This is a genomic window from Agarivorans sp. Z349TD_8 (genome assembly GCF_050870825.2).
GTDB lineage: Bacteria > Pseudomonadota > Gammaproteobacteria > Enterobacterales > Celerinatantimonadaceae > Agarivorans.
Map to the genome: position 1 here is coordinate 2,535,280 of NZ_CP194037.2, position 21,397 is coordinate 2,556,676.

Below are 21,397 nucleotides of genomic sequence, written 5' to 3' on the forward strand. Positions count from 1 at the left end.
CCTCGTTACTTATCTAATGCAGACTTAATCGATGTCAAATCATTAATAGTCGCTGCTACCAATGGTTTATGAATTCGTTTTACCAATCCTGTCAATACTTTGCCCGGACCACACTCATATACAGTGTCAATGCCTTTGGCTGCCATGGCTTCGATGGTTTCAGTCCAACGTACTGGGCTATAAAGCTGCTTAATTAACGCTAATTTAATCGCTTTGGCATCTTTCTCAATGGCAACATCAACGTTATTAATCACGTCGAATTTGGGCTCAGAGAATTGAATCCCTTCAATATAGCCTGCTAATTCATCGGCTGCAGGCTGCATTAACGCGCAGTGAGACGGTACGCTTACCGGCAACGGCAAGGCTCTTTTTGCACCCGCTTCTTTACATAATACGTTGGCTCGCTCGACTGCTTCTTTGTGCCCGGCGATAACCACTTGACCCGGAGAATTAAAATTAACAGCTGTCACCACTTGGTCTTGCGCAGCTTTCTCGCAAGCATCAATAATGTCTTGATTACCTAAACCAATGATTGCAGACATGGCACCAACCCCAGCAGGAACAGCTTGTTGCATCAACTGGCCACGGTATTCAACCAACTTCAGTGCATCAGCAAAATCTAATACACCGGCGCAAGTTAAGGCTGAATACTCGCCTAAGCTGTGTCCAGCTAATAAGCTTGGCATTGTGCCACCAAGTTCCTGCCAAAGTCGCCATAGGGCGACTGATGTGGCTAATAATGCAGGTTGAGTACGACTGGTGACATTCAAATCTTCGACAGGCCCATTCGCAATAAGTTCGGCTAAATCATAGCCTAGAACTTCAGATGCTTGTTTTAAGGTATCCGCTACCACAGAATACTCGTTCGCCAATTCAGCCAACATGCCCACACTTTGTGAACCTTGGCCTGGAAATACGAATGCTAAATTATTCATCTTCTATCCTAATTGTTAAAATCTAACTAGGGCACTGCCCCATGCAAAACCGCCACCAAAGGCCTCTAATAATACAAGGTGCCCGCGTTGAATGCGACCATCGGTTACCGCTTCATCTAAAGCAATCGGCACTGATGCCGCCGAAGTATTACCATGTCGGTCCAAAGTCAACACAACTTTCTCTATCGGCATAGCGAGCTTTTTGGCTGTGGCTTTAATAATTCTAAAGTTAGCTTGGTGAGGAACTAACCAATCTAATGCTGATTTTTCGACTCCGTTTGCCTGCAATGTATCGGTCACAATTTCACTGAGGCGAGTCACGGCAACTTTAAATACTTCATTACCACTCATGCTCATATATGATTCCATGGTAGAGCCTGACATACCACGGCGTGGATGAGGTAATTTAAGCAATTCACCAAATCGACCATCAGCATGAATATGAGTAGACAAAATTCCGGGTTCTTCGCTTGCTCCCAATAGAACTGCGCCAGCACCATCGCCGAATAGAATAATGGTGGAACGATCATCGGGATCACACATATGAGACAACTTGTCTGCGCCGATGACTAACGCGGTTTTAACAAGACCACTCTTAATATATTGGTCCGCAACACTCAGTGCATAGGTAAAACCTGCGCAAGCTGCGGCGATATCAAAAGCCGGAACCCCGGGTAACTCCAATTTAGCTTGCACTTCACAGGCCGCAGCGGGAAATGCATTTTCGCTTGAAGTCGTGGCAAGGATGATTAAGCCAATGTCGCTTTTGTCAATAGCTGCACGCTCAATTGCCAACTGTGCTGCATAAAATCCCATGTCTGCAACAGACTCATCGTTACCCGCAATTCGACGCTCTTTAATCCCTGTACGATCAGTGATCCACTGATCGCTCGTCTCTACCATGCGCTCAAGATCAGAGTTGGTTCTCACGTTAATTGGTAGGTAACTACCGGTAGATAAAATTTTTGAGTACATAAATGATTTAATGCTTATCAATTAATAATGATTCAAGTTTGTCGGTAATACGGCTAGGAACTTGTTGCTGTATTTCGGCAACCGCTTGATGAATAGCTTGAAGAAATGCTTGTTCATCGGCATGACCATGACTTTTAATCACAATACCGCGCAATCCTAACAGACTGGCGCCATTATACTGGTCGGGGTTCAGTTGTTTTAACTGAGTTTTAAAACTCGGAAGAAATAGTTTGAGTACAAAACGCGCAAACCAATTTACATCAAATTGGTTTTTTAATTTTGACAGTATCAGCTGAGAGACACCTTCCGCTGTTTTTAGTGCAACATTACCAACAAAACCATCGCACACGATCACGTCAGCCTTACCACTAAATAACTGATTACCTTCGACAAAGCCGATATAATTTATTGCGTTTAAGTTTTCAAGAAGTTGGGCCGTTTGTTTTACGACATCGTTACCCTTAATTTGTTCCTCACCAATATTTAGTAATGCAACCCGTGGACGAGTCATTCCCCAGACACTCTCGGCCAAAGCAGAACCCATTAGGGCAAATTGCATTAAAACATCGGAGTCACAACTCGAATTCGCACCCAAATCCAATAATAAACTGCCTCGCCCATTTTCCTCGGGTAAATGACTGACCAATGCAGGGCGTTCGATCCCCGGAAGCAGCTTTAGCACAACCTTGGCCATCGCCATTAAAGCACCTGTATTACCGGCACTGATGCAAGCATCAGCTTGGCGCTGATGAACTAGGTCTAAGGCAAGGCGCATCGATGAATGTCGACGGGAACGAAGTGCGATTAACGGTTTATCATTCGCACTCACTACCTGTGAGGTATGAATAAAATTGAATCGAGGGTGAAGATTGATTTTGTGGCTAACGAGCAAAGTCTCAACCACCTGCTTGTCGCCAGTTAAGATAATATTAAGATGAGGGTAATAGTTAAGTGCCTGCGCAACGGCAGGCACTGTAACATGGGGGCCAACATCGCCCCCCATTGCATCAACTGCAATTGTAATTTTTTGCAAAATGCAAAAATTTACTTGTTGATTACCTTGTTACCGCGGTAGAAACCGTCAGCAGTAACATGGTGACGACGGTGAAGTTCACCTGAAGTTGCGTCAGTTGTTAATGCAACATTGTTTTCAATTGCGTCGTGTGAACGGCGCATGCCACGTCTTGAACGTGTAACTTTACTTTTCTGAACAGCCATTGACCCAGTCTCCTAGTCTTTCTTTTTTAAACTTTCTAACACTGCAAATGGATTCGGTTTCGATTCTTCCACTACTTCCTCAATCTCGCCAAATACTTGTTCGCTTTCTTTCACTAAACAATCGCTTAATGAATGTCTAGGAATAATCGGTAACGCCAATAATAGCTCGTCTTCGATCAACTCTTGCACAACAAAGTAGTTATCGTCATTAAGTTGTAGTGGTTCGTAATCTTCAGTTAACGCTTCCACTTGCGATTCATCGCAGACTGGCGAATAGGTAAACTCAACATCAATGGCGTAACTAAACGCTTCACCACAACGTTGGCATTCCAACTCCACCTCAGTTAACGCTCTGCCTTGAACGACAACCAACCCAAGAGGGTCAGTTTCAAAGCGTAACCAGACGTCTACATCACTATTCACTTTCAAGCTTGCTTCGCTTAGACGGGGCAAACGCTTAACCTCAAGAGTACCTTGATAGTCTAACTTTCGCTTAGCCGCCCTAAACGGGTCAATCTCTACTGGTAATTTCACTTTCTGCATAAGGCGCGCATAATATAGTTACAGTTAGCGATAGTCAAAACAAATTCTGCTTTTTTCATGGCTTTAAAGCATCGCCATTGCTGAAGATTGTGTTTAAAATCATCGTTCTCTCATTTTTGGTTAAAAAACGATGAAAAATCGCCTAGTTCTTGCCTCTAGCTCTCCGTTCAGAAAACAGTTACTTCAGAAAATCGTTCCTGAGTTTAGCACTTTCAATCCCGATATAGATGAGACGCCATTCGCAAATGAAACAGCCGAGCACTTGGTTAAGCGCCTAGCTGAACAAAAAGCGATAGCTGGTGAGTCTCGATTTCAGCAACATTTGATTATAGGCTCCGACCAAGTTTGCTGTATTAACCACAAGATTGTCGGCAAACCAGGGGATCACCAAACTGCAATTAAGCAACTCACTGAAGCCAGCGGTCAAACAATTACCTTTTATACCGGCATGGCTTTATATAATAGTGAAAATAAACAAATGAATAGCTTGGTTGAACCCTTTGAAGTTAAATTCAGAGATTTAAGCGTTGAGCTCATCGAACGATATCTTCAGCTTGAACAACCTTATAATTGTGCGGGCAGCTTTAAAAGCGAAGGTTCGGGTATTGTATTGTTCAAACACCTACGCGGAGATGATCCAAATAGCTTAATCGGGTTACCGTTAATTAAGCTATGTGCTTTACTCGAGGCTCAGGGCTTCACATTGCTGGTTTAGCAATAGATGGCAGGCAAAAGCCAAAGGGAGGCTCACCTCCCTCACTTCACCTAAATCGGCTTTAAACAATCGCAAACCGCTTGTAACTCAGGATCTAATGGCGCAGTCAACTGCATTTGCTGTTGAGTGCCTGGATGTTCAAAGCGGATCTGCCAAGCATGCAGAAATAGACGATGTAAGCCGATATCGGCAACTTCGGCGATGAGTTTCTTATCAGTATACTTATCGTCACCAGCAATACTATGCCCTGCATATTGGCTATGTACACGGATTTGATGAGTTCGTCCGGTGACCGGGCTGGCTTTCATCAAGGTCATATCGGTGTAACGTCGTTCTATTTTGTAGCGAGTAAGAGATTGTTTCCCTTCCATTGGGTCAACCACCACAACACGTTCGCCAGAAGCCAAGGCATTCTTTCGCAATGGCGCGTCTACCGATTTCGTTCCTTTAGGCCACTGACCATGAACTAAAGTGAGATAGTCCTTCTGAACAAGCTTCTCTCTTAACTGTCGATGCATTTCTCGCAACGCGCTACGTTTCTTCGCGACAACCAGTAATCCCGATGTATCACGGTCGATGCGATGCACCAATTCCAGATAGCGGCAATCTTGGCGCAATGAGCGCAGTGCTTCAATCACACCAAAACTTAATCCGCTGCCACCGTGTACTGCCATCCCAGAGGGTTTATTCAAAACTAACAAATAATCATCTTCATAGACAATTTGTTGTTCGAGTTGAGTCACTTGATTAAGTTTATTTGAAGGTAAACTATTCGGCTCCGCGACCCTAATCGGCGGGATCCTGACCAAGTCTTCAGTTAGTAACTTATATTCGGGCTTTACCCGCTTTTTGTTAACCCTAACCTCTCCTTTGCGTAAAATACGGTAAATACGACTTTTAGGAACCCCTTTTAGCCGCTTTAGGAGGAAGTTATCTATTCTTTGTCCAGCCTCGTCGTCACTTACCGTGACCATCTGAACCGCTTTATTTTCGGTATTCATAGCAAAAAGTGTAACATGTTCATAAATAATTTGATGGAAAAATATAGCTTTGCTATATTTAACAGGCTTAAAGTGCCCGTTTTTAAACATTTTCCTAATTTGGCACCAACTTCAAGCTGTTATTTTTTGTAAAAAACGCAAAGCTTGATAGTAAGAATTTTCATAGCAACCTGATAGGCAATCAAAAATACTTGCCTTAAATCAACGCTATATAGAATAGATTTTTCAGTTCTGCAAGACTTTTTTGCGGCACTTATTATTTATAAAAGCGCCAAAATGCGCCCTAAGGATTAGAGTAGCTAACCGAGAGGTTACCTAATCGCTCTAACAAAAAACACAGGGTCTGGCCATTTAAGGCAGGTTAATTGCTGCTTGTGAGGTTGTTTTAATCAAACAAACCCCAAGGCAATATAAATGAAAAGAATGTTAATTAATGCAATGCAGCTAGAAGAGATGCGCGTTGCATTGGTCGATGGCCAGCGGCTATACGACTTAGACATAGAAAGTCCTGGTCACGAACAGAAAAAAGCGAATATCTACAAAGGTAAAATTACTCGCGTAGAGCCTAGTTTAGAAGCTGCATTTGTTGACTATGGCGCAGAACGTCATGGCTTCCTTCCCATGAAGGAAATAGCTAAAGAATACTTCCCCGAAGGCTATGTTTATCAAGGCCGCCCCAGTATTAAGGAAGTGATCAAGGAAGGCCAAGAGGTCATCGTTCAAATCGATAAAGAAGAACGTGGCAACAAAGGCGCGGCCTTGACCACTTTTATAAGTTTGGCGGGTAGCTATCTGGTTTTAATGCCAAATAATCCGCGTGCCGGAGGCATATCTCGTCGTATCGAAGGTGATGAGCGAACCCAATTAAAAGAATCGATGAACGGATTAGAGCTACCTAAAGGTATGGGCTTAATCGTTCGTACTGCAGGTGTTGGTAAGTCAGCTGAAGAATTACAGTGGGACCTAAAAGTTCTACTTAATCATTGGGGTGCAATTATTGATGCATCCAAGTCAAAACAAGCCCCATTTTTAATTCACCAAGAAAGTAACGTGATTGTTCGGGCTATTCGTGATTACCTTCGTCGCGATGTTGGTGAGATCTTAATTGATAACAAAACTATCTTTGAACAAGCGAAAAAACATATCGACTTGGTTCGCCCCGACTTCGTTAATCGCGTGAAACGCTACGAAGGCGAAGTACCAATGTTCAATCATTATCAGATCGAATCACAAATTGAGTCTGCATTTCAGCGTGAAGTTCGCCTTCCTTCTGGCGGTTCCATTGTAATTGACCCGACCGAAGCCTTAACTTCTATTGATATTAACTCGGCCCGAGCGACAAAAGGCGGAGATATTGAAGAAACAGCCTTACAAACCAACTTAGAAGCTGCAGATGAAATAGCTCGTCAACTTCGTTTGCGTGACCTTGGTGGCTTGGTGGTTATCGACTTCATCGATATGACACCTGTTAGAAATCAGCGAGAAGTCGAAAATCGCTTCCGTGACGCCATCCGTCAAGATCGTGCGCGAGTGCAAATTGGTCGAATTTCTCGCTTTGGTTTATTGGAAATGTCTCGACAACGCTTACGCCCTTCTTTAGGGGAATCTAGCACCCACATTTGTCCTCGTTGTAGTGGTCAAGGTACTATTCGAGATAATGAATCTTTGGCGCTTTCGATCCTCCGTTTATTTGAAGAAGAAGCGTTAAAAGAAAACACCTCTGAAGTACACGCTCAAGTACCTGTGCCAGTCGCCGCTTATTTATTGAATGAGAAACGGGTCGCGATTAACAAACTAGAAAAACGTCATGATGTTCGCTTGATTATTATCCCAAATCAGCACATGGAAACACCACATTATGATGTGACTCGGGTTCGTAGTGGCGAAGAGACTCAAGAAACCAGTTATCAATTGACCGCTGAAAATCCATCTCCGGTATATCAACCAAATCAAGTAGCCAAGGAAAAAACTGAGGCAGAACAACCCGTTTTACAAGGCTTTTCTGCTCCAGCGGCCCCTGCCCCGACTGCAGCGCCTAAGCCTGTAGCTAAGAGCCCTAAAGCTGAAGTCCAACAAACCAGCGGACCTTCTCTGGGCGCCCGTATCGTTGCTTTTATTTCTGGCCTATTTAAAACCGAAGAAGCACCGGCTGCTAAACCAGCGCCACGCAGTCAGTCGAATGAGAAGGACAAGCGTAATCCTCGACGCAATAATCCTCGAAATGATAAGCGTAATGGCAAAACCCAAGAGCGAACAGAACGCAGCCGCGGCGAAAACAGCAGCAACAACCGTCGCCGTAAAGAACCGCGGAATAATAAAGGTGGACGCAACAACGCACTAAACGATGAAGCAAAAGCAAGCGTAAACACTTCGAATACTGCCGTTGCAGAAAAATCGCAAGTATCTAAAGCGCCAAAAGAAGCGGCTGCACCAAAAGAGCAACGCGTAAAAGAACGTAGAGAACGTCGTAATTTGCGTAAAAAAGTGCGTATGACAACTGAAGTATCCGAAGAACTCAGCCAAAGTGCATCGGTTGCAGAAAAGGTTAGTCAAGAGATTACACCAAAAGCAAAGGCAAAAGCTAAAGCGGTGGAATCGACTTCACTTGAAAATACGCTAGACGCAACTGAGACTGAACAAGCAGAAGTCGTTAAACCTAAACGCCGTCGTCGTTCTTCAAGCAATGCTGGGCGTAAACGCTTTAATGACTTACCAAAAGCGGAAACTAACGCAGAAGCCGTCGATTCACGTTACCCAGAAGCAGAAGCACCTGCAGACACAGTGAAAGCCGAAGCACCTGCAGAAACAGCGAAAGCTGAAGCACCTGCAGAAACAGCGAAAGCCGAAGCACCTGTAGCAGCAGCGAAAGCCGAAGCACCTGTAGCAGCAGCGAAAGCCGAAGCACCTGTAGCAGCAGCGAAAGCTGAAGCACCTGCAGCAGCAGCGAAAGCTGAAGCACCTGTAGAAACAGCGAAAGCCGAAGCACCTGCAGAAACAGCGAAAGCTGAAGCGCCTGCAGAAACAGCGAAAGCTGAAGCACCTGCAGAAACAGCGAAAGCTGAAGCACCTGCAGAAACAGCGAAAGCTGAAGCACCTGTAGCAGCAGCGAAAGCCGAAGCACCTGCAGAAACAGCGAAAGCCGAAGCACCTGTAGCAGCAGCGAAAGCTGAAGCACCTGCAGAAACAGCGAAAGCCGAAGCACCTGCAGAGCCAGTGAAAGCCGAAACTCCTGTGGAAACAGCGAAAGCCGAAGCACCTGCAGAAACAGCGAAAGCTGAAGCACCTGTAGCAGCAGCGAAAGCTGAAGCACCTGCAGCAGCAGCGAAAGCTGAAGCACCTGCAGAAACAGCGAAAGCCGAAGCACCTGCAGAAACAGCGAAAGCCGAAGCACCTGCAGCAGCAGCGAAAGCAGAAGCACCTGTGGAAACAGTGAAAGCTGAAGCACCTGCAGACACAGCGAAAGCTGAAGCGCCTGTGGAAACAGTGAAAGCCGAAGCACCGGCAAAAGCGATTGTTAAAGCGAAACGTAGTAATCGCGGGAAACTAAAGCCTAGCCCTGTCGACACCAAGGGCAGCGCTTCTGCTGCTATGGCAAAACCTGCAGCTCCGGTAGTAAGGTCAGCCCCTGTGCAGGAAGAAGTGAAAAAACCTTATGTTCGTAAGCCGATTAAAACTGGGACGCGACGCATATCAAGCAGCAGTTCAACCAGTTCGTCACAAAGCCCAATGACGAAGCCGAATAAATAGTTTTAAACGGTATAACAAAAAGGCCAGCATATGCTGGCCTTTTTTAATACATCTATTTTTATAGATTCGTTGGTCTTTAAAGTTTTAGTCTGGTAATGAGGCCATCGCTAGCTTGCTCTATTAGTCCCAAAACTTGTTTAAACCCTTGTACGCTGCCGTAATATGGGTCTGGTACTTCTTCGATATCCAGACCACCAGAGGGCAACAACAGCGCTAACTTGTGGCTATAATGACTAGGGCAATGTTGTTGCAAGTAACTAAGATTTTTTTTATCCGATGCAAGAATCAAATCAAATTTCGTAAAATCTTTATCAGCAACCTTACGCGAACGGATCCCTTTAAAGTTATAGCCTTTCTCCTCTGCAACTCTCATCGCTCTAGGATCTGGCTTATCACCACGGTGGTAATCGGTGGTGCCAGCCGAATCAACTTTAACCTTCAACGCTTGCTGTTTAAATTTCTCTCTGAGTACCGCTTCTGCGGTTGTCGAGCGACAAATATTGCCCATACAAACAACAAGAATCGATTTGACACCATTTAATTTATCCACTCAGTTCCCTTTACTCGCACCATCAGACCATTATAAAAGTTCTATTCCATTGGTAATAATGTATGCCTCTATTTAAAGAAGCTACCTAAACTATCCAATAATTTTTTATTACCTTCTTTTCCACCTAAGGCTTTATTCAACTCTTTATTCAGTGCTTCCTTCGCTTGGCCTTCAAGTAATTTCTTCATATCTAACTGCACTTTTGGTTGCGTCCAAGATCCACTGATTTTCAAAGGAATATCTAAACCTGCTAAATCATTAGAAGCCCCCTGTCCCTCTAAACTGGCAACAACCTTGGTAATAAAACTAAAATCTAAGCTTTCGTTAACTAAATGAGTTTTCCCTTTGCCATCAACCCTTAATAAGGGGGATACCATTTGAGCCTTAGTAACCGAAGCCAATGACTGACCGAGTTTGGTATGAATAACCAGTTCACTAAAATCAGTTTTTTGCTCTTGTTGAGCTTGTTGCTTATCACCCCCTTTTAAGGATACCGTTGCAGCTCGGATCATTTGTGGAATATTAATGCCATAAATTGCACCGTCACTAAAAGTCGCATTAATCGGTCCACTAATCCGCTGCTTGACCGCCATCGAAGTCAGCCCCTTACCTTTTAGGTTAAGGTCGACATCTAATTTTCCAGCAACAAACTCAAAGTTAGCAGCATCACTTAACAAAGGCTGAGCTTTCACTCCAGACAATTTAGCCGACATTGAATAACTCGCTTGCTTCTCATTGCCATTCACAAGCGCGCTGCTATCCAGTTTGCCGCCATAAAGATCTGCGCTTAACTGCTTAAGGCTTAACACGCCACTTTTAATGACTAAGTGCTGCTTAATATTTTCCAAATGTAATTTTTGGTGCTGCAGCTTCGTAATGGTCAAACGCCCGTCGAGATTAATTGTTTTAAGCGCACTCAGATCAGGTTCCTGTTCAGTGCCAGAAGTCTGCTCAGGCGAAGTTTTAACCGCATCAGTTTGTTGAGCGTCTTGGCTAGGACTAATGAACGCAGAAGTATCTAGTAATGGGATCATCAGGTTAAAGCTCAAACTTGGTATGGCATCGCTAAGCTGTAAACGACTGCTACCGCTAAGTTGAGTCTTACCATCAATATCGACGTTCAATGAAGATAGTTCGGCTATTTTCTGTGAAACCAAGTATTCCAAGTTCAGGTTAGACTGAATATTCATTTTACCATTCGGAATCGCATCACCATTTATTTCAAGGTTATTGTCTAAGTCTTTCACTGACAAACTTGAAAAATCTTTAGTGACAAACAAAATGCCGTGAGCTTGCTGTATTAAACTTAACTCTCCGTCGCTGTATTGGCTGGTCAATTCAAAACGATTGTCTTTACCAAGTTCTAAACCCTCTAACTTAAAGTCAATTGGGCCTACTTTTTGTGTCTTATTAGTTTTTAAATCAATCAGTTCAATGTTGGCATCTTTAATCACAAGTCCGGATAAGCTGATATTCCAAGGACTTGCTGCTTCCGTTGCGACTTGCTCGCTAGGAGCTTGACTGACCGACGGCTCTGTTTGAGATGCTGCGTCGCCAGTTTTGGTCAAATCATCCAAATTGCTTGAGCCGTCAGCATTGGTTTGATAACGAAAAGATAAACCGGAAAGCGAAATCTCACCCAAATCAATAGTCTTACTAAATAGGGGCATGAGTGCGACCGACATTTCTGCACCGTCAATGCTCAATGTTTCCCCTTGACCAAAGTTAGGATGATCTAATAAATGAAGCGAGCCTAACTGAAAACCAATACTTGGGAAAAAACGCCAAGATAAATCGCCATCAATCACCAGCTCTCTGCCAGTGGCCTCCTTGGTCTTACTTACAATAAGCTGTTTAACATCGTTGGTATCAACCAAAGAGACAGCAATCACTACCACAACGAGCAGCAACACAACGATAGCAATAAAGCCATATAGCAACTTCTTCATAACTTTCCCTACTTATAAAAGCGCTTGAATAATATGTAAATGACAATTAGATAATAATAAACTTTGTGATACTGCGTGTACTTTGTTTAGTAAAACAAGTGAATAGCACTCAAGATCCCAGTAAATGACGTATTTTACTTTTAATAATATCGATCGCGATTCGGTTTTTACCGCCACGAGGCACAATCACATCGGCATACTGCTTGGACGGTTCAATAAATTGCAAATACATTGGTCGTACCGTGTTGTGATACTGAGCCAATACCGAATCGAGAGTACGACCTCGCTCTTTAATGTCTCGCTGAATACGACGAGCCAGGCAAATATCTAAAGGTGTATCGACAAAAATACTGATATCCAGTTGTTCTCGAATCGCTGGGTCGGTAAACAAAAGTATACCTTCTAATACAATAATCTTAGTCGGCCACACAGTTTTTGTTTCGCTCATTCGATTGTTGACTGTGTAATTGTATTGCGGGCGCTCGATGGTTTGCCCCTGTTTAAGCGCTTGCAAATGTGTTGCTAATAAGGCGTGATCCATCGATTTAGGGTGGTCATAATTGGTCAGTTTACGCTTTTCCCTTGGAATATGGCTCTGATCATTGTAATAACTGTCTTCATTGATAACTGCAATACAACTATCACCGAGTTCATTACGAATATCACTTACTATCGTTTTAGAAAATAGGCTTTTACCGGATGCAGACGCCCCCGATATCCCGATAACGACAACATGATGATTTTGATTTTGCATTGAATTGACCTAAAATTTTTGCCGCAATTATAGGTGGTAAGCGTCGATTAGTCATTAGACTAATCGCTTTGTATCAGTGATTTATCATATATTAAACGCCCTTCCCTCTGCTCATACCAGCGAACAGTTTGAATTTTAGGTGGTGCACTATTTCGCGGCAATAGCGTTCATAAATTGACCCTTGAAGCAGCATCATGACTAAGCGCTATATCGTAAGTCATATCAATTCATCTATATCACAAAGCACTGAGCACAGTTAGATGAAACGAAGTGTAGATTGCTCATAAATACAGCATTTTTTGAGAATTCATCTGGATTACTAGATTAGATAGGAACAGCCGTGCTCAAATCATCCATAAACGACTGTAAACCAAGCTTCAAAGGCCAACAGCCTCTAGGCATAAACCTTTGCTTAAGGTAGTATTACATCCCTTGATTCCCCTGTTTATTGACTGAGCTTACAGTAGATCACATGACAAACGAACAACGAGAAATTCTGGTCACCAGCGCTTTACCCTATGCCAATGGACCCATTCACCTTGGCCATTTATTAGAATATATTCAAACGGATATATGGGTTCGTTTCCAAAAGTTACGCGGTCATACCTGCACTTATGTGTGTGCCGATGATGCCCACGGAACGCCAATCATGCTAAAAGCTCAGCAGATGGGCATTAGCCCTGAAGAAATGATCAATCAGGTTCATAGCGAACATAGTGCCGACTTTAAAGAATTCAACATTGCGTTTGATAACTATCACTCTACGCACAGCCCTGAGAATAAAATTTTATCAGAAGATATCTATAGTCGATTGAACCAAGCCGGTCACATAAAAACGCGGACTATTTCTCAACTATACGACCCTGAGAAAAACATGTTTTTGCCCGATCGATTTGTTAAAGGAACCTGCCCTAAATGTGGCAGCGACGATCAAAATGGCGACAACTGTGATAATTGCGGCGCAACCTATAGCCCAGCGGATCTAGTTTCACCTAAATCGGTAGTTTCAGGTGCCGAACCGGTCCTCAAAGATTCCGAGCACTACTTCTTTGATTTGCCAGCCTTTCAGAAAATGCTGAAAGATTGGACTGTATCTGGATCGCTGCAGGATGAAATGTCTAACAAACTAAGCGAATGGTTTGAACAAGGCTTGCAACAATGGGACATCAGTCGCGATGCACCGTACTTTGGTTTCCAAATACCAGAGACCGACGATAAATACTTTTATGTTTGGCTCGATGCGCCGATTGGTTATATGGGCAGCTTTAAGAATTTATGTGACAAACGTGACGATTTAGATTTTGCTCATTATTGGAACCAAGACTCAAAAGCAGAAGTTTATCACTTCATCGGTAAAGACATTATTTACTTCCACAGTCTGTTTTGGCCGGCAATGTTAGAAGGTGCAGGTTACCGTAAACCAACCAGTGTTTACGCGCATGGTTTCGTCACGGTGAATGGTGCCAAAATGTCTAAGTCTCGTGGTACCTTTATTAAGGCGCGCACTTATTTAGATCATCTAGATCCTGAGTATTTACGCTACTATTATGCAGCCAAATTAAACAATAAAATCGATGATTTAGATTTAAATCTTGAAGATTTTGCGCAGCGGGTTAATTCCGATTTAGTTGGCAAGGTGATCAACATCGCCAGTCGTACTGCTGGCTTTATTAGTAAACGTTTTGACTCCCGTTTGTCTAGCGAACTGATTAATCCGGGCTTATTAAAAGAATTTACCGATGCAGAGCAAACCATCGCCGCACTCTATGAAGATCGTGAGTTTGGTAAGGCGATGCGAGAAATTATGGCGCTGGCTGATAAAGCTAATCAATATATTGCCGAAGAAGCACCATGGCAACTTGCCAAACAAGAAGACACCTTAGAGCGTGCGCATCAAGTCTGCTCTATGGGGATCCACTTATTTAAAGTGCTGATCACTTACCTCAAACCGGTTCTCCCAGAACTATCAATTAAAGTAGAAAAGTTCCTCAATGTTGAATTGAAGTGGAATGAAATTGGCGAGCACTTGGTGGGTTGTGAAATACAAAGCTTTAAGGCCTTGATGCAACGTATCGACATGAGCATAGTTGAAGCCATGGTTGAGGCCTCAAAAGACAACTTACAGGCATCGAGCCAAACCACCACTGAAACAGAAACCGCGACACCGGCCAAGTCTGTCGAAATTGAACCAATTGCAGAAACTATCAGTTTTGATGATTTCGCAAAAATTGATTTACGGATCGCTCGTATCGTTAAAGCGGAACATGTGGAAAAAGCCGAAAAGCTGCTTCGCCTCGAACTCGATATTGGTGGTGAAAATCGCCAGGTATTTGCGGGGATTAAATCCGCTTATTCCCCTGAAGACCTAGAAGGTAAGTTAACCGTAATGGTGGCAAATCTTGCACCTAGAAAAATGCGCTTTGGTAATTCTGAAGGTATGGTGTTAGCCGCTGGACCGGGTGGAAAAGATTTATGGATCTTAAGTCCCGATGATGGTGCTCAACCGGGCATGCGAGTCATGTAATTTACCGACGATTGGTCATCAATCAATGGTTCTATCCGAGTCTAAGGGCTCGGATTTTTTATCTTTAAAATAAGTGACACTTGCCTTATAACAATTTAACTAATTGTCGGTTCATTGTTGCTGCCTAAATCACCGTTCACTGCATGATGAACCTTGTGATTAAAGCGACTAGTTACGCCCTTCATACCTGTTTATCGGCAGATTTATTCTACGCAATAAGTTGATCATATAACCAACCAAATTGGTATTAACAAAACGATTAACGACTATGTTTTAAACGTCGTAATTTTCGATAAAGCGTATTACGGCTGATCCCTAGCAGTCTGGCACTCTGGCTAATGTTGCCATGGCAACGTTGATAAACCTGTAGGATATTCTCATCAATCGTCTGCTTTAACCCCACCTCTCCAGAAAGTCTATCTTCAGCTGGATGACCAAGTTGCTGTTGCAGAGACTCCGGTAAATCATCCCATTGTAATAACTTTTGATGTTCCGCCATCAAACAAGCAACCTGCATAAAATTATCTAATTCACGCAGATTTCCCGGCCATTGATATGCGCAGAGAATAGCCAGTAACTGAGGACAAATACGTTGACCTGCATGGCAATGCTGCAAATGGATCTGTTCGATCATTTGTTGAATATCTCGACGCTCGCGTAATGCTGGTAAAGTTAGCTGAAATCCATTTAAACGATAATATAAATCCTCTCTAAATAATCCCTGCTGTACTCGTTGTTTCAAATTTACGTGGGTAGCGGCAACCACTTGAACATCGACCGCAATCGCTTGATGTCCACCCACCGGGACCACTTCACGCTCTTGCAATACTCTCAATAAACGAGTTTGTGCCGATAGAGACATTTCACCAATTTCATCCAGAAATAGAAACCCGCCTGCCGCTTGACGAATTTTTCCCAAAGCGCCTTTTGGAGCGGCACCGGTAAAAGCACCAGCTTGATAACCAAATAGTTCACTTTCGACTAAGTCGTGCGGCAAGGCCGCGCAGTTCACGGCTTGTAAAACGTGATTCGCGCGTTGGCTAGCCTGATGCAGACGTTTTACAAATTGCTCTTTACCGACCCCTGTTTCCCCATAAATTAACAAAGGAATAGATTTCTCGATCACCTTGAGAGCATGCAGCCAAGCGCGTTGAATTGATGGTTCTTTAAAACCTGAAAGTTTTGGCTGTGCCGGAGGCCTCGCATGCACAAATTTAGGTGTGCTTAAGGTTTTAGTCTGCATATGTAAGCGCAAGTTAGCTGAGCGCACCTTGCTTAACCACTGCTCGCCTAAATGAGTCGTCAAACTCTGGCCCACTTCGAGTTGTTTGATCAACTGGCGAGCCATTGGGTTATGACCCAATACTTTACCTTCTTCATCGGCCACTACAATCCCCTGCCAGCCAGAATGAAGCAGATGCGGTTGCGCAGCTAAGTCAATCCGGTAAACACTTTGGGGGAGTCGACACAGCAAGGCAATCTCAACTTGTTGGGCGAGACTCGCTACTAAAGACATAGCTTGTTGGTTATGGCGCTGTTGTTCACTGGTGATATCTAACACTGCGACCATCTCGCCCTGTGGAGAAAAGATTGGACAGGCACTACAGCTCATAAAGCGATGGTGTTTAATATAATGCTGTTCACCAACCACAGATACAGCTTGTCCGATCGCGATAGCGGTGCCAATGGCATTGGTCCCTTTATACTGCTCTAACCAGTTCACTCCAGACTCAAGAGCCACATTCGCGAGTTTATCGGCGAACTTGTCTATTCCCCAATGATCAATCACAAAACCATCTATATCAGACAAAATCAATCGACAAGACGTGTGGGCCATCAATTGCTCAAATAATGGATAGGCATAAGTTTTTACTAATTGAATCAGATCGTCATACCGTTGGTGGCGCATTTTTAATTCAGCCTTGGCTAAACGAAGTTCGTCTGGTGAATAACTCTCCGATAAGCCCGCATTTTGGCTTCTTAACCAAGAGGCATTGAGTGAATTGGGCAGTTGGTACTTTACGCTCATAACACTGTTCCAAAATGTAACACATTGTGTGTGCCAGAATATAACAGTGTGACAGCCCACCTGATGACTCAACAACCAGCCCGCCACACCTTGAGAAAATAGTTTATTTTACCAATCATAACTTTACATTTCATTAACAACAAGCCCTGATTAATTGGTTCATCACTTGCAATACGCTGATTAAGTGCAATATATCAGCACCCACGAAAGCAACAACTTGATAACAAAAAGTAAATTATAGAAGGATTTGACGATGCTATATGCGCAGCCAGGAACCGAAGGTTCATTGATTACTTTTAAAGAACAATACGACAATTTTATCGGTGGTCGGTGGGTCCCACCCAAAAATGGACAATATTTTGAGAATCGTTCACCGGTCAACGGTGAAGTCTATTGCAAGGTCGCTCGTTCCGATGCTCAAGATGTCGGTTTAGCACTCGATGCCGCTCATGCAGCAAGTGCGGGCTGGGGCAAAACTTCGGTCGCAGATCGCTCTAAGGTCTTATTAAAAATAGCCGATCGCGTCGAACAACATTTAGAATCGCTTGCTGTTGCCGAAACTTGGGGAAACGGCAAAGCAATCCGCGAAACATTGAACGCAGACATACCACTATTTGTTGACCACTTCCGCTATTTCGCGGGCTGTATTCGAGCCCAAGAAGGTGGTGCTGCCGATATAGATTCAACCACTGTCAGTTATCACTTTCCCGAACCTTTAGGCGTTGTAGGACAGATTATTCCTTGGAACTTCCCTTTACTCATGGCGGCATGGAAACTAGCGCCAGCACTTGCTGCTGGTAACTGTGTGGTATTAAAACCCGCAGAACAAACCCCGGTATCGATTATGGTACTCATGGAGCTAATTGAAGATCTAGTGCCTGTCGGTGTGATTAACGTGATCAACGGCTTTGGTGCTGAAGCTGGGCAAGCACTGGCAATCAGTAAGCGTATCGCCAAGTTAGCCTTTACCGGCTCCACTGAAGTTGGTCAGCATATATTAAAATGTGCCGCCGATTCACTGATCCCCTCAACGGTTGAACTTGGCGGAAAATCGCCCAATATCTATTTTGCCGACGTGATGGCTCATGAAGATGACTATTTGGATAAAGCTGTGGAAGGTATGCTACTCGCATTTTTCAATCAAGGGGAAGTTTGTACCTGCCCTTCCCGCGCGTTGATCCAAGAATCCATTTATGACCAATTTATGCAACGAGTCCTAGAGCGTGTAAAAACCATCAAGCAAGGGGATCCACTTGATCTGACAACTCAAGTGGGGGCTCAAGTTTCTAAAGAACAACTGGATAAAATTCTCAGTTATTTTGAGATCGGCCGCAATGAGGGTGCAGAGTTATTAACGGGTGGTGATACCTGTAAGTTACCCGGTCAACATAACAACGGTTACTTTGTGAGTCCCACGATTCTAAAAGGGACCAATGACATGCGGATCTTTCAGGAGGAAATATTTGGACCGGTGATTTCGGTCACCACGTTTAAAGATGAAGCCGACGCCTTACGTATCGCCAACGATACCGAGTATGGTTTAGGCGCAGGCGTGTGGACCCGCGATATCAATTTAGCACAAAGAATGGGGCGAAATATCCAAGCTGGTCGCGTGTGGGTAAATTGTTACCACGCCTACGCCGCACATGCTGCTTTTGGTGGCTACAAACGTTCCGGTATCGGTCGTGAAACCCACAAAATAGCCCTCTCACATTACCAAAATACTAAAAATATGTTGGTTAGTTACGACGTGAACCCGCTGGGTTTCTTCTAAAAGCAAATAAGCTTAGCCAATAGCAAACAGTGGCAAAGTATGTAAAGCCACTGTTTGTTATTCATTACAAAATAATTCGGAAGTGAAACACAGAAGAACAGCTAATAGCAGACAAAGTTGGTTTTGGATTTTTGATCGATAGAAATAAATTCCAAAGTCTCCACCTCAGACACCCGGCCAAGCGGTGATGCATGATATAAAAATGAAATAAGTTGCTCCAAATTGGTTTGTTTTCCTTCGGCAAATATTTCAACATCACCGTTTGCCAAATTCTTAGCGTAACCAACAATATCTGATTTACTTGCTTGTTGCATCACATGATATCGATAGCCTACGCCTTGAACATGACCTTTAACAACCGCCAATAAACGATAATTTCTCATACTACCTCATTAACGAAGTCGCACAGTCTAACTGCGAATAGTCAAAACTCAAGCCCTCAACAGAAGGCCTATCCAGAGGCACTTTGCAATGTTCCAAATCCAAACGAAAATAACGTTGTAACTGATAATGGGGGTTCAGTATCTCTATTTCTTCAAAACCAAACTGACCCAAGGTCCAACGAAGTCGTTGGTCTTGGCAATTGCAAATAAGACTCAGCAGTGTATATCCTTTTTTTAAGGCACTGCAACGCGCCCAATCCACCATTGCCTTGGCAATACCTTGACCCGCAAATTCTCGTTTAACGGTTAGCTTATGCATAAATAAGCTTTCGCGTTTTTCTTCTAAACCGACATCAATAATTCCACTGTTTTTGTCTAAAATCATCGCGGCGACAGGTTTACCAGCGATATACCCCATATACATCTCATCTAAACGATGACTTGCTAACATGGAGTGAGGAGTGATGTGATGGCATTTCCACAAGGTTTCCCCCCGTGACTCAAACCAAGACGCAGCTTCCATCAATAACTCACAAAATTGATAAAGCTCGATGCTGGAAATAGCACGAACGACTAGATTCGGACTCGGCTCTGTGGACATATAAACTTCCTTGAAAATATTCTGGCCTAAATTTGCCACAGCTGTAACAAACCAGTTAAATCATAGCTGTATTATGTTAATCCGTAACATAAAAAATAACAAGCCGTTAACTTTTGATGGTTTCACATTTAATATTATTAAATCAACCATTCATAGTACATTAAACTAATGCGTGTTCGCTATACTTAAGCAAAATCAAAGGCGAGTTAGTTATACAGTATTTTCGACTAAATTGTTTTTTTAATGAATTCCCTGCCCCTACAGTCAAAGATACGATAATCTTGTTATATTAATAATCAAGCACTCATATATAGGAAAATCAATGGATTGTTGTCACCAACCTGGACTATTACCACTGGAACAAGCCAAAGCACTGCTCAATGAAAATGTAAAAGTAATCACCAAGACTGAAATGGTCGGTTTAGATTCAGCCTTAAACCGAGTGCTCGCTGCTGATCTTATTTCACCATTGAATATCCCTCCCTTCGATAACAGTGCCATGGACGGTTACGCACTATGTGTGAGTCACTTACCGGCCAATCAACAACTTCCGCTCAGTGAAAAGGTGTTTGCCGGAGACGTAAACAAACACCAACTTAAATCAAAGCACTGTGTCAGGATCATGACCGGAGCACCTCTACCATGCGGTGCCGATGCAGTCGAAATGCAAGAAAATACCAGTGTCGATGGTTCTCTGATTACCTTTAAACAGCCAATATCCATCGGGAATAATATCCGAAAAATGGGAGAGGATATCACTCAAGGGCAAATCGTGATTAGCGCGAATACTTTGCTCAATTCAAGTCATATTGGCCTATTAGCCAGCTTAGGGTTCGATCAAATTGCGGTGCAAACTCGTCTGAAAGTAGCGCTGATGTCCACAGGAGATGAACTTATCGCCCCCGGCAATCCGTTAAGTCATGGGCAAATTTATGACAGTAATCGCTTTGCAATTAAAGCGATGCTAGAACGCTTACCTGTTGAAGTGCTCGATTTTGGGCTTATTCCAGATCAACATTCATTGATCAAACAAGCATTCGAGCAAGCAGACCAACAGGCTGATATTGTGATCTGTAGTGGCGGCGTATCAGTTGGTGAAGCAGATTATACAAAATTGGTGCTGGACGAACTGGGAGAGATCGGATTTTGGAAAGTGGCAATGAAACCGGGTAAGCCTTTCGCTTTTGGCCAGTTAAAAGAGTCTTACTTTATTGGCCTTCCCGGCAACCCAGTTTCCGCTTACATTACTTTTTACAAATTGGCCTTGCTTGTCATTGCAAAGGCAAGTGCCTGGAATTATCAAGCGCCACCGCAAATCAGCGCTCAAACGACGACAGCGTTGAAAAAACGTCCCGGAAGACTCGATTTCCAGCGTGGTATTGTGAGTACAGATGCGCAAGGTCAGCTGCAAGTATCTCCCACAGGAAATCAAGGCAGCGCTATTTTTAGCAGCCTTAGTCAAGCAAACTGTTTTATCGTGTTAGAACAAGAGCGAGGCAAGGTGATGGCAGGAGAATGGGTCAAAATAGAGCTATTCGCCAGCCCCATGATTTAATGCTAGGTTTGATCTCTATCTCGATGCTAGGTGCTCCACTAAACAAGGCAAAGCTTATGAAAGCTTAGCCGTTAACCAACAAGGCATTAGGATCGCAAAATGAAGGACCATCAGTGTAAGGCTATAGGTTGAAGCCCTTAAAGC

17 protein-coding genes are annotated in these 21,397 nt (G+C 43.5%); 5 read left to right on the plus strand and 12 right to left on the minus strand.

The annotated features are described in order from the left end of the window. Positions 1–5: 5 nt before the first annotated feature. Genes fabD through yceD form a run of 5 tightly spaced genes read right to left on the minus strand, consistent with a single transcriptional unit; the run spans position 6 to position 3,671 of the window. Positions 6–935, minus strand: a complete 930-nt coding sequence (fabD, locus tag ACRRS1_RS11520; RefSeq protein ID WP_432467803.1) for an ACP S-malonyltransferase — start codon at positions 933–935, stop codon at positions 6–8. 15 nt (positions 936–950) lie between these two features. After that, complete coding sequence (locus tag ACRRS1_RS11525; RefSeq protein ID WP_432459438.1) at positions 951–1,910, minus strand: beta-ketoacyl-ACP synthase III; 960 nt, start codon at positions 1,908–1,910, stop codon at positions 951–953. A gap of 7 nt (positions 1,911–1,917) precedes the next feature. After that, positions 1,918–2,943, minus strand: a complete 1,026-nt coding sequence (gene plsX, locus ACRRS1_RS11530; protein ID WP_432453036.1) for a phosphate acyltransferase PlsX — start codon at positions 2,941–2,943, stop codon at positions 1,918–1,920. An 11-nt stretch (positions 2,944–2,954) separates the two neighbouring features. Then, entirely contained in the window at positions 2,955–3,128 is a 174-nt protein-coding gene (gene rpmF, locus ACRRS1_RS11535) for a 50S ribosomal protein L32 (protein WP_432453035.1), read from the minus strand. 12 nt (positions 3,129–3,140) lie between these two features. Next, a complete protein-coding gene (yceD, locus tag ACRRS1_RS11540; RefSeq protein ID WP_432467802.1) occupies positions 3,141–3,671 on the minus strand; it encodes a 23S rRNA accumulation protein YceD in 531 nt (176 codons plus the stop codon). A 130-nt stretch (positions 3,672–3,801) separates the two neighbouring features. Between yceD and ACRRS1_RS11545 the strand changes: the two genes are divergently transcribed. Further along, complete coding sequence (locus tag ACRRS1_RS11545) at positions 3,802–4,386, plus strand: Maf family protein (protein ID WP_432459439.1); 585 nt, start codon at positions 3,802–3,804, stop codon at positions 4,384–4,386. 50 nt (positions 4,387–4,436) lie between these two features. Here the strand turns inward: ACRRS1_RS11545 and rluC are convergent, their stop codons facing one another. Then, entirely contained in the window at positions 4,437–5,387 is a 951-nt protein-coding gene (rluC, locus tag ACRRS1_RS11550) for a 23S rRNA pseudouridine(955/2504/2580) synthase RluC (RefSeq protein ID WP_432467801.1), read from the minus strand. Positions 5,388–5,801: 414 nt separating this feature from the next. Here rluC and rne point away from each other — a divergent pair, with 414 nt between their 5' ends. Then, positions 5,802–9,134 (plus strand): ribonuclease E, encoded by a 3,333-nt coding sequence (gene rne / locus ACRRS1_RS11555; protein WP_432467800.1) that lies wholly within the window; start codon positions 5,802–5,804, stop codon positions 9,132–9,134. A gap of 76 nt (positions 9,135–9,210) precedes the next feature. Here rne and ACRRS1_RS11560 read toward each other — a convergent pair whose 3' ends face one another. The 3 genes from ACRRS1_RS11560 to udk form a co-directional block, all read right to left on the minus strand. Then, a complete protein-coding gene (locus ACRRS1_RS11560; RefSeq protein WP_432456178.1) occupies positions 9,211–9,642 on the minus strand; it encodes a low molecular weight protein-tyrosine-phosphatase in 432 nt (143 codons plus the stop codon). 110 nt (positions 9,643–9,752) lie between these two features. Beyond that, positions 9,753–11,633 carry an AsmA family protein gene (locus tag ACRRS1_RS11565; protein WP_432463153.1) on the minus strand — a complete coding sequence of 627 codons (1,881 nt, stop codon included), beginning with the start codon at positions 11,631–11,633 and terminating at the stop codon, positions 9,753–9,755. A gap of 109 nt (positions 11,634–11,742) precedes the next feature. Further along, positions 11,743–12,387: a uridine kinase gene (gene udk / locus ACRRS1_RS11570; protein ID WP_432453029.1), complete on the minus strand. Its 645-nt coding sequence runs from the start codon at positions 12,385–12,387 to the stop codon at positions 11,743–11,745. A 472-nt stretch (positions 12,388–12,859) separates the two neighbouring features. Between udk and metG the strand changes: the two genes are divergently transcribed. Then, positions 12,860–14,911: a methionine--tRNA ligase gene (metG, locus tag ACRRS1_RS11575; RefSeq protein WP_432453028.1), complete on the plus strand. Its 2,052-nt coding sequence runs from the start codon at positions 12,860–12,862 to the stop codon at positions 14,909–14,911. Positions 14,912–15,170: 259 nt separating this feature from the next. Here the strand turns inward: metG and ACRRS1_RS11580 are convergent, their stop codons facing one another. Beyond that, the gene (locus tag ACRRS1_RS11580) at positions 15,171–16,940 is read right to left on the minus strand and encodes a sigma-54-dependent Fis family transcriptional regulator (RefSeq protein ID WP_432453026.1); all 1,770 of its coding nucleotides are present in this window, start codon (positions 16,938–16,940) and stop codon (positions 15,171–15,173) included. A gap of 253 nt (positions 16,941–17,193) precedes the next feature. Here ACRRS1_RS11580 and exaC point away from each other — a divergent pair, with 253 nt between their 5' ends. After that, entirely contained in the window at positions 17,194–18,714 is a 1,521-nt protein-coding gene (gene exaC, locus ACRRS1_RS11585) for an acetaldehyde dehydrogenase ExaC (protein WP_432453025.1), read from the plus strand. 101 nt (positions 18,715–18,815) lie between these two features. Here the strand turns inward: exaC and ACRRS1_RS11590 are convergent, their stop codons facing one another. Continuing rightward, positions 18,816–19,097 carry an acylphosphatase gene (locus tag ACRRS1_RS11590; protein WP_432467799.1) on the minus strand — a complete coding sequence of 94 codons (282 nt, stop codon included), beginning with the start codon at positions 19,095–19,097 and terminating at the stop codon, positions 18,816–18,818. Between the two features lies 1 nt (position 19,098). Further along, positions 19,099–19,698 carry a GNAT family N-acetyltransferase gene (locus ACRRS1_RS11595; RefSeq protein WP_432453023.1) on the minus strand — a complete coding sequence of 200 codons (600 nt, stop codon included), beginning with the start codon at positions 19,696–19,698 and terminating at the stop codon, positions 19,099–19,101. A 322-nt stretch (positions 19,699–20,020) separates the two neighbouring features. Here ACRRS1_RS11595 and moeA point away from each other — a divergent pair, with 322 nt between their 5' ends. Continuing rightward, positions 20,021–21,253 (plus strand): molybdopterin molybdotransferase MoeA, encoded by a 1,233-nt coding sequence (gene moeA / locus ACRRS1_RS11600; protein WP_432467798.1) that lies wholly within the window; start codon positions 20,021–20,023, stop codon positions 21,251–21,253. The last annotated feature ends 144 nt before the right edge of the window (positions 21,254–21,397 follow it).

Bases quoted from the DNA above. Each gene is read 5' to 3' on its own strand.
- ACRRS1_RS11580 (WP_432453026.1), bottom strand. From the start codon at position 16,940: ATGAGCGTAAAGTACCAACTGCCCAATTCACTCAATGCCTCTTGGTTA.
- metG (WP_432453028.1), top strand. From the start codon at position 12,860: ATGACAAACGAACAACGAGAAATTCTGGTCACCAGCGCTTTACCCTAT.
- yceD (WP_432467802.1), bottom strand. From the start codon at position 3,671: ATGCAGAAAGTGAAATTACCAGTAGAGATTGACCCGTTTAGGGCGGCT.
- exaC (WP_432453025.1), top strand. From the start codon at position 17,194: ATGCTATATGCGCAGCCAGGAACCGAAGGTTCATTGATTACTTTTAAA.
- ACRRS1_RS11560 (WP_432456178.1), bottom strand. From the start codon at position 9,642: ATGGGCAATATTTGTCGCTCGACAACCGCAGAAGCGGTACTCAGAGAG.
- ACRRS1_RS11545 (WP_432459439.1), top strand. From the start codon at position 3,802: ATGAAAAATCGCCTAGTTCTTGCCTCTAGCTCTCCGTTCAGAAAACAG.
- udk (WP_432453029.1), bottom strand. From the start codon at position 12,387: ATGCAAAATCAAAATCATCATGTTGTCGTTATCGGGATATCGGGGGCG.
- fabD (WP_432467803.1), bottom strand. From the start codon at position 935: ATGAATAATTTAGCATTCGTATTTCCAGGCCAAGGTTCACAAAGTGTG.
- ACRRS1_RS11525 (WP_432459438.1), bottom strand. From the start codon at position 1,910: ATGTACTCAAAAATTTTATCTACCGGTAGTTACCTACCAATTAACGTG.
- ACRRS1_RS11565 (WP_432463153.1), bottom strand. From the start codon at position 11,633: ATGAAGAAGTTGCTATATGGCTTTATTGCTATCGTTGTGTTGCTGCTC.
- rluC (WP_432467801.1), bottom strand. From the start codon at position 5,387: ATGAATACCGAAAATAAAGCGGTTCAGATGGTCACGGTAAGTGACGAC.
- rpmF (WP_432453035.1), bottom strand. From the start codon at position 3,128: ATGGCTGTTCAGAAAAGTAAAGTTACACGTTCAAGACGTGGCATGCGC.
- ACRRS1_RS11590 (WP_432467799.1), bottom strand. From the start codon at position 19,097: ATGAGAAATTATCGTTTATTGGCGGTTGTTAAAGGTCATGTTCAAGGC.
- rne (WP_432467800.1), top strand. From the start codon at position 5,802: ATGAAAAGAATGTTAATTAATGCAATGCAGCTAGAAGAGATGCGCGTT.
- moeA (WP_432467798.1), top strand. From the start codon at position 20,021: ATGGATTGTTGTCACCAACCTGGACTATTACCACTGGAACAAGCCAAA.
- ACRRS1_RS11595 (WP_432453023.1), bottom strand. From the start codon at position 19,698: ATGTCCACAGAGCCGAGTCCGAATCTAGTCGTTCGTGCTATTTCCAGC.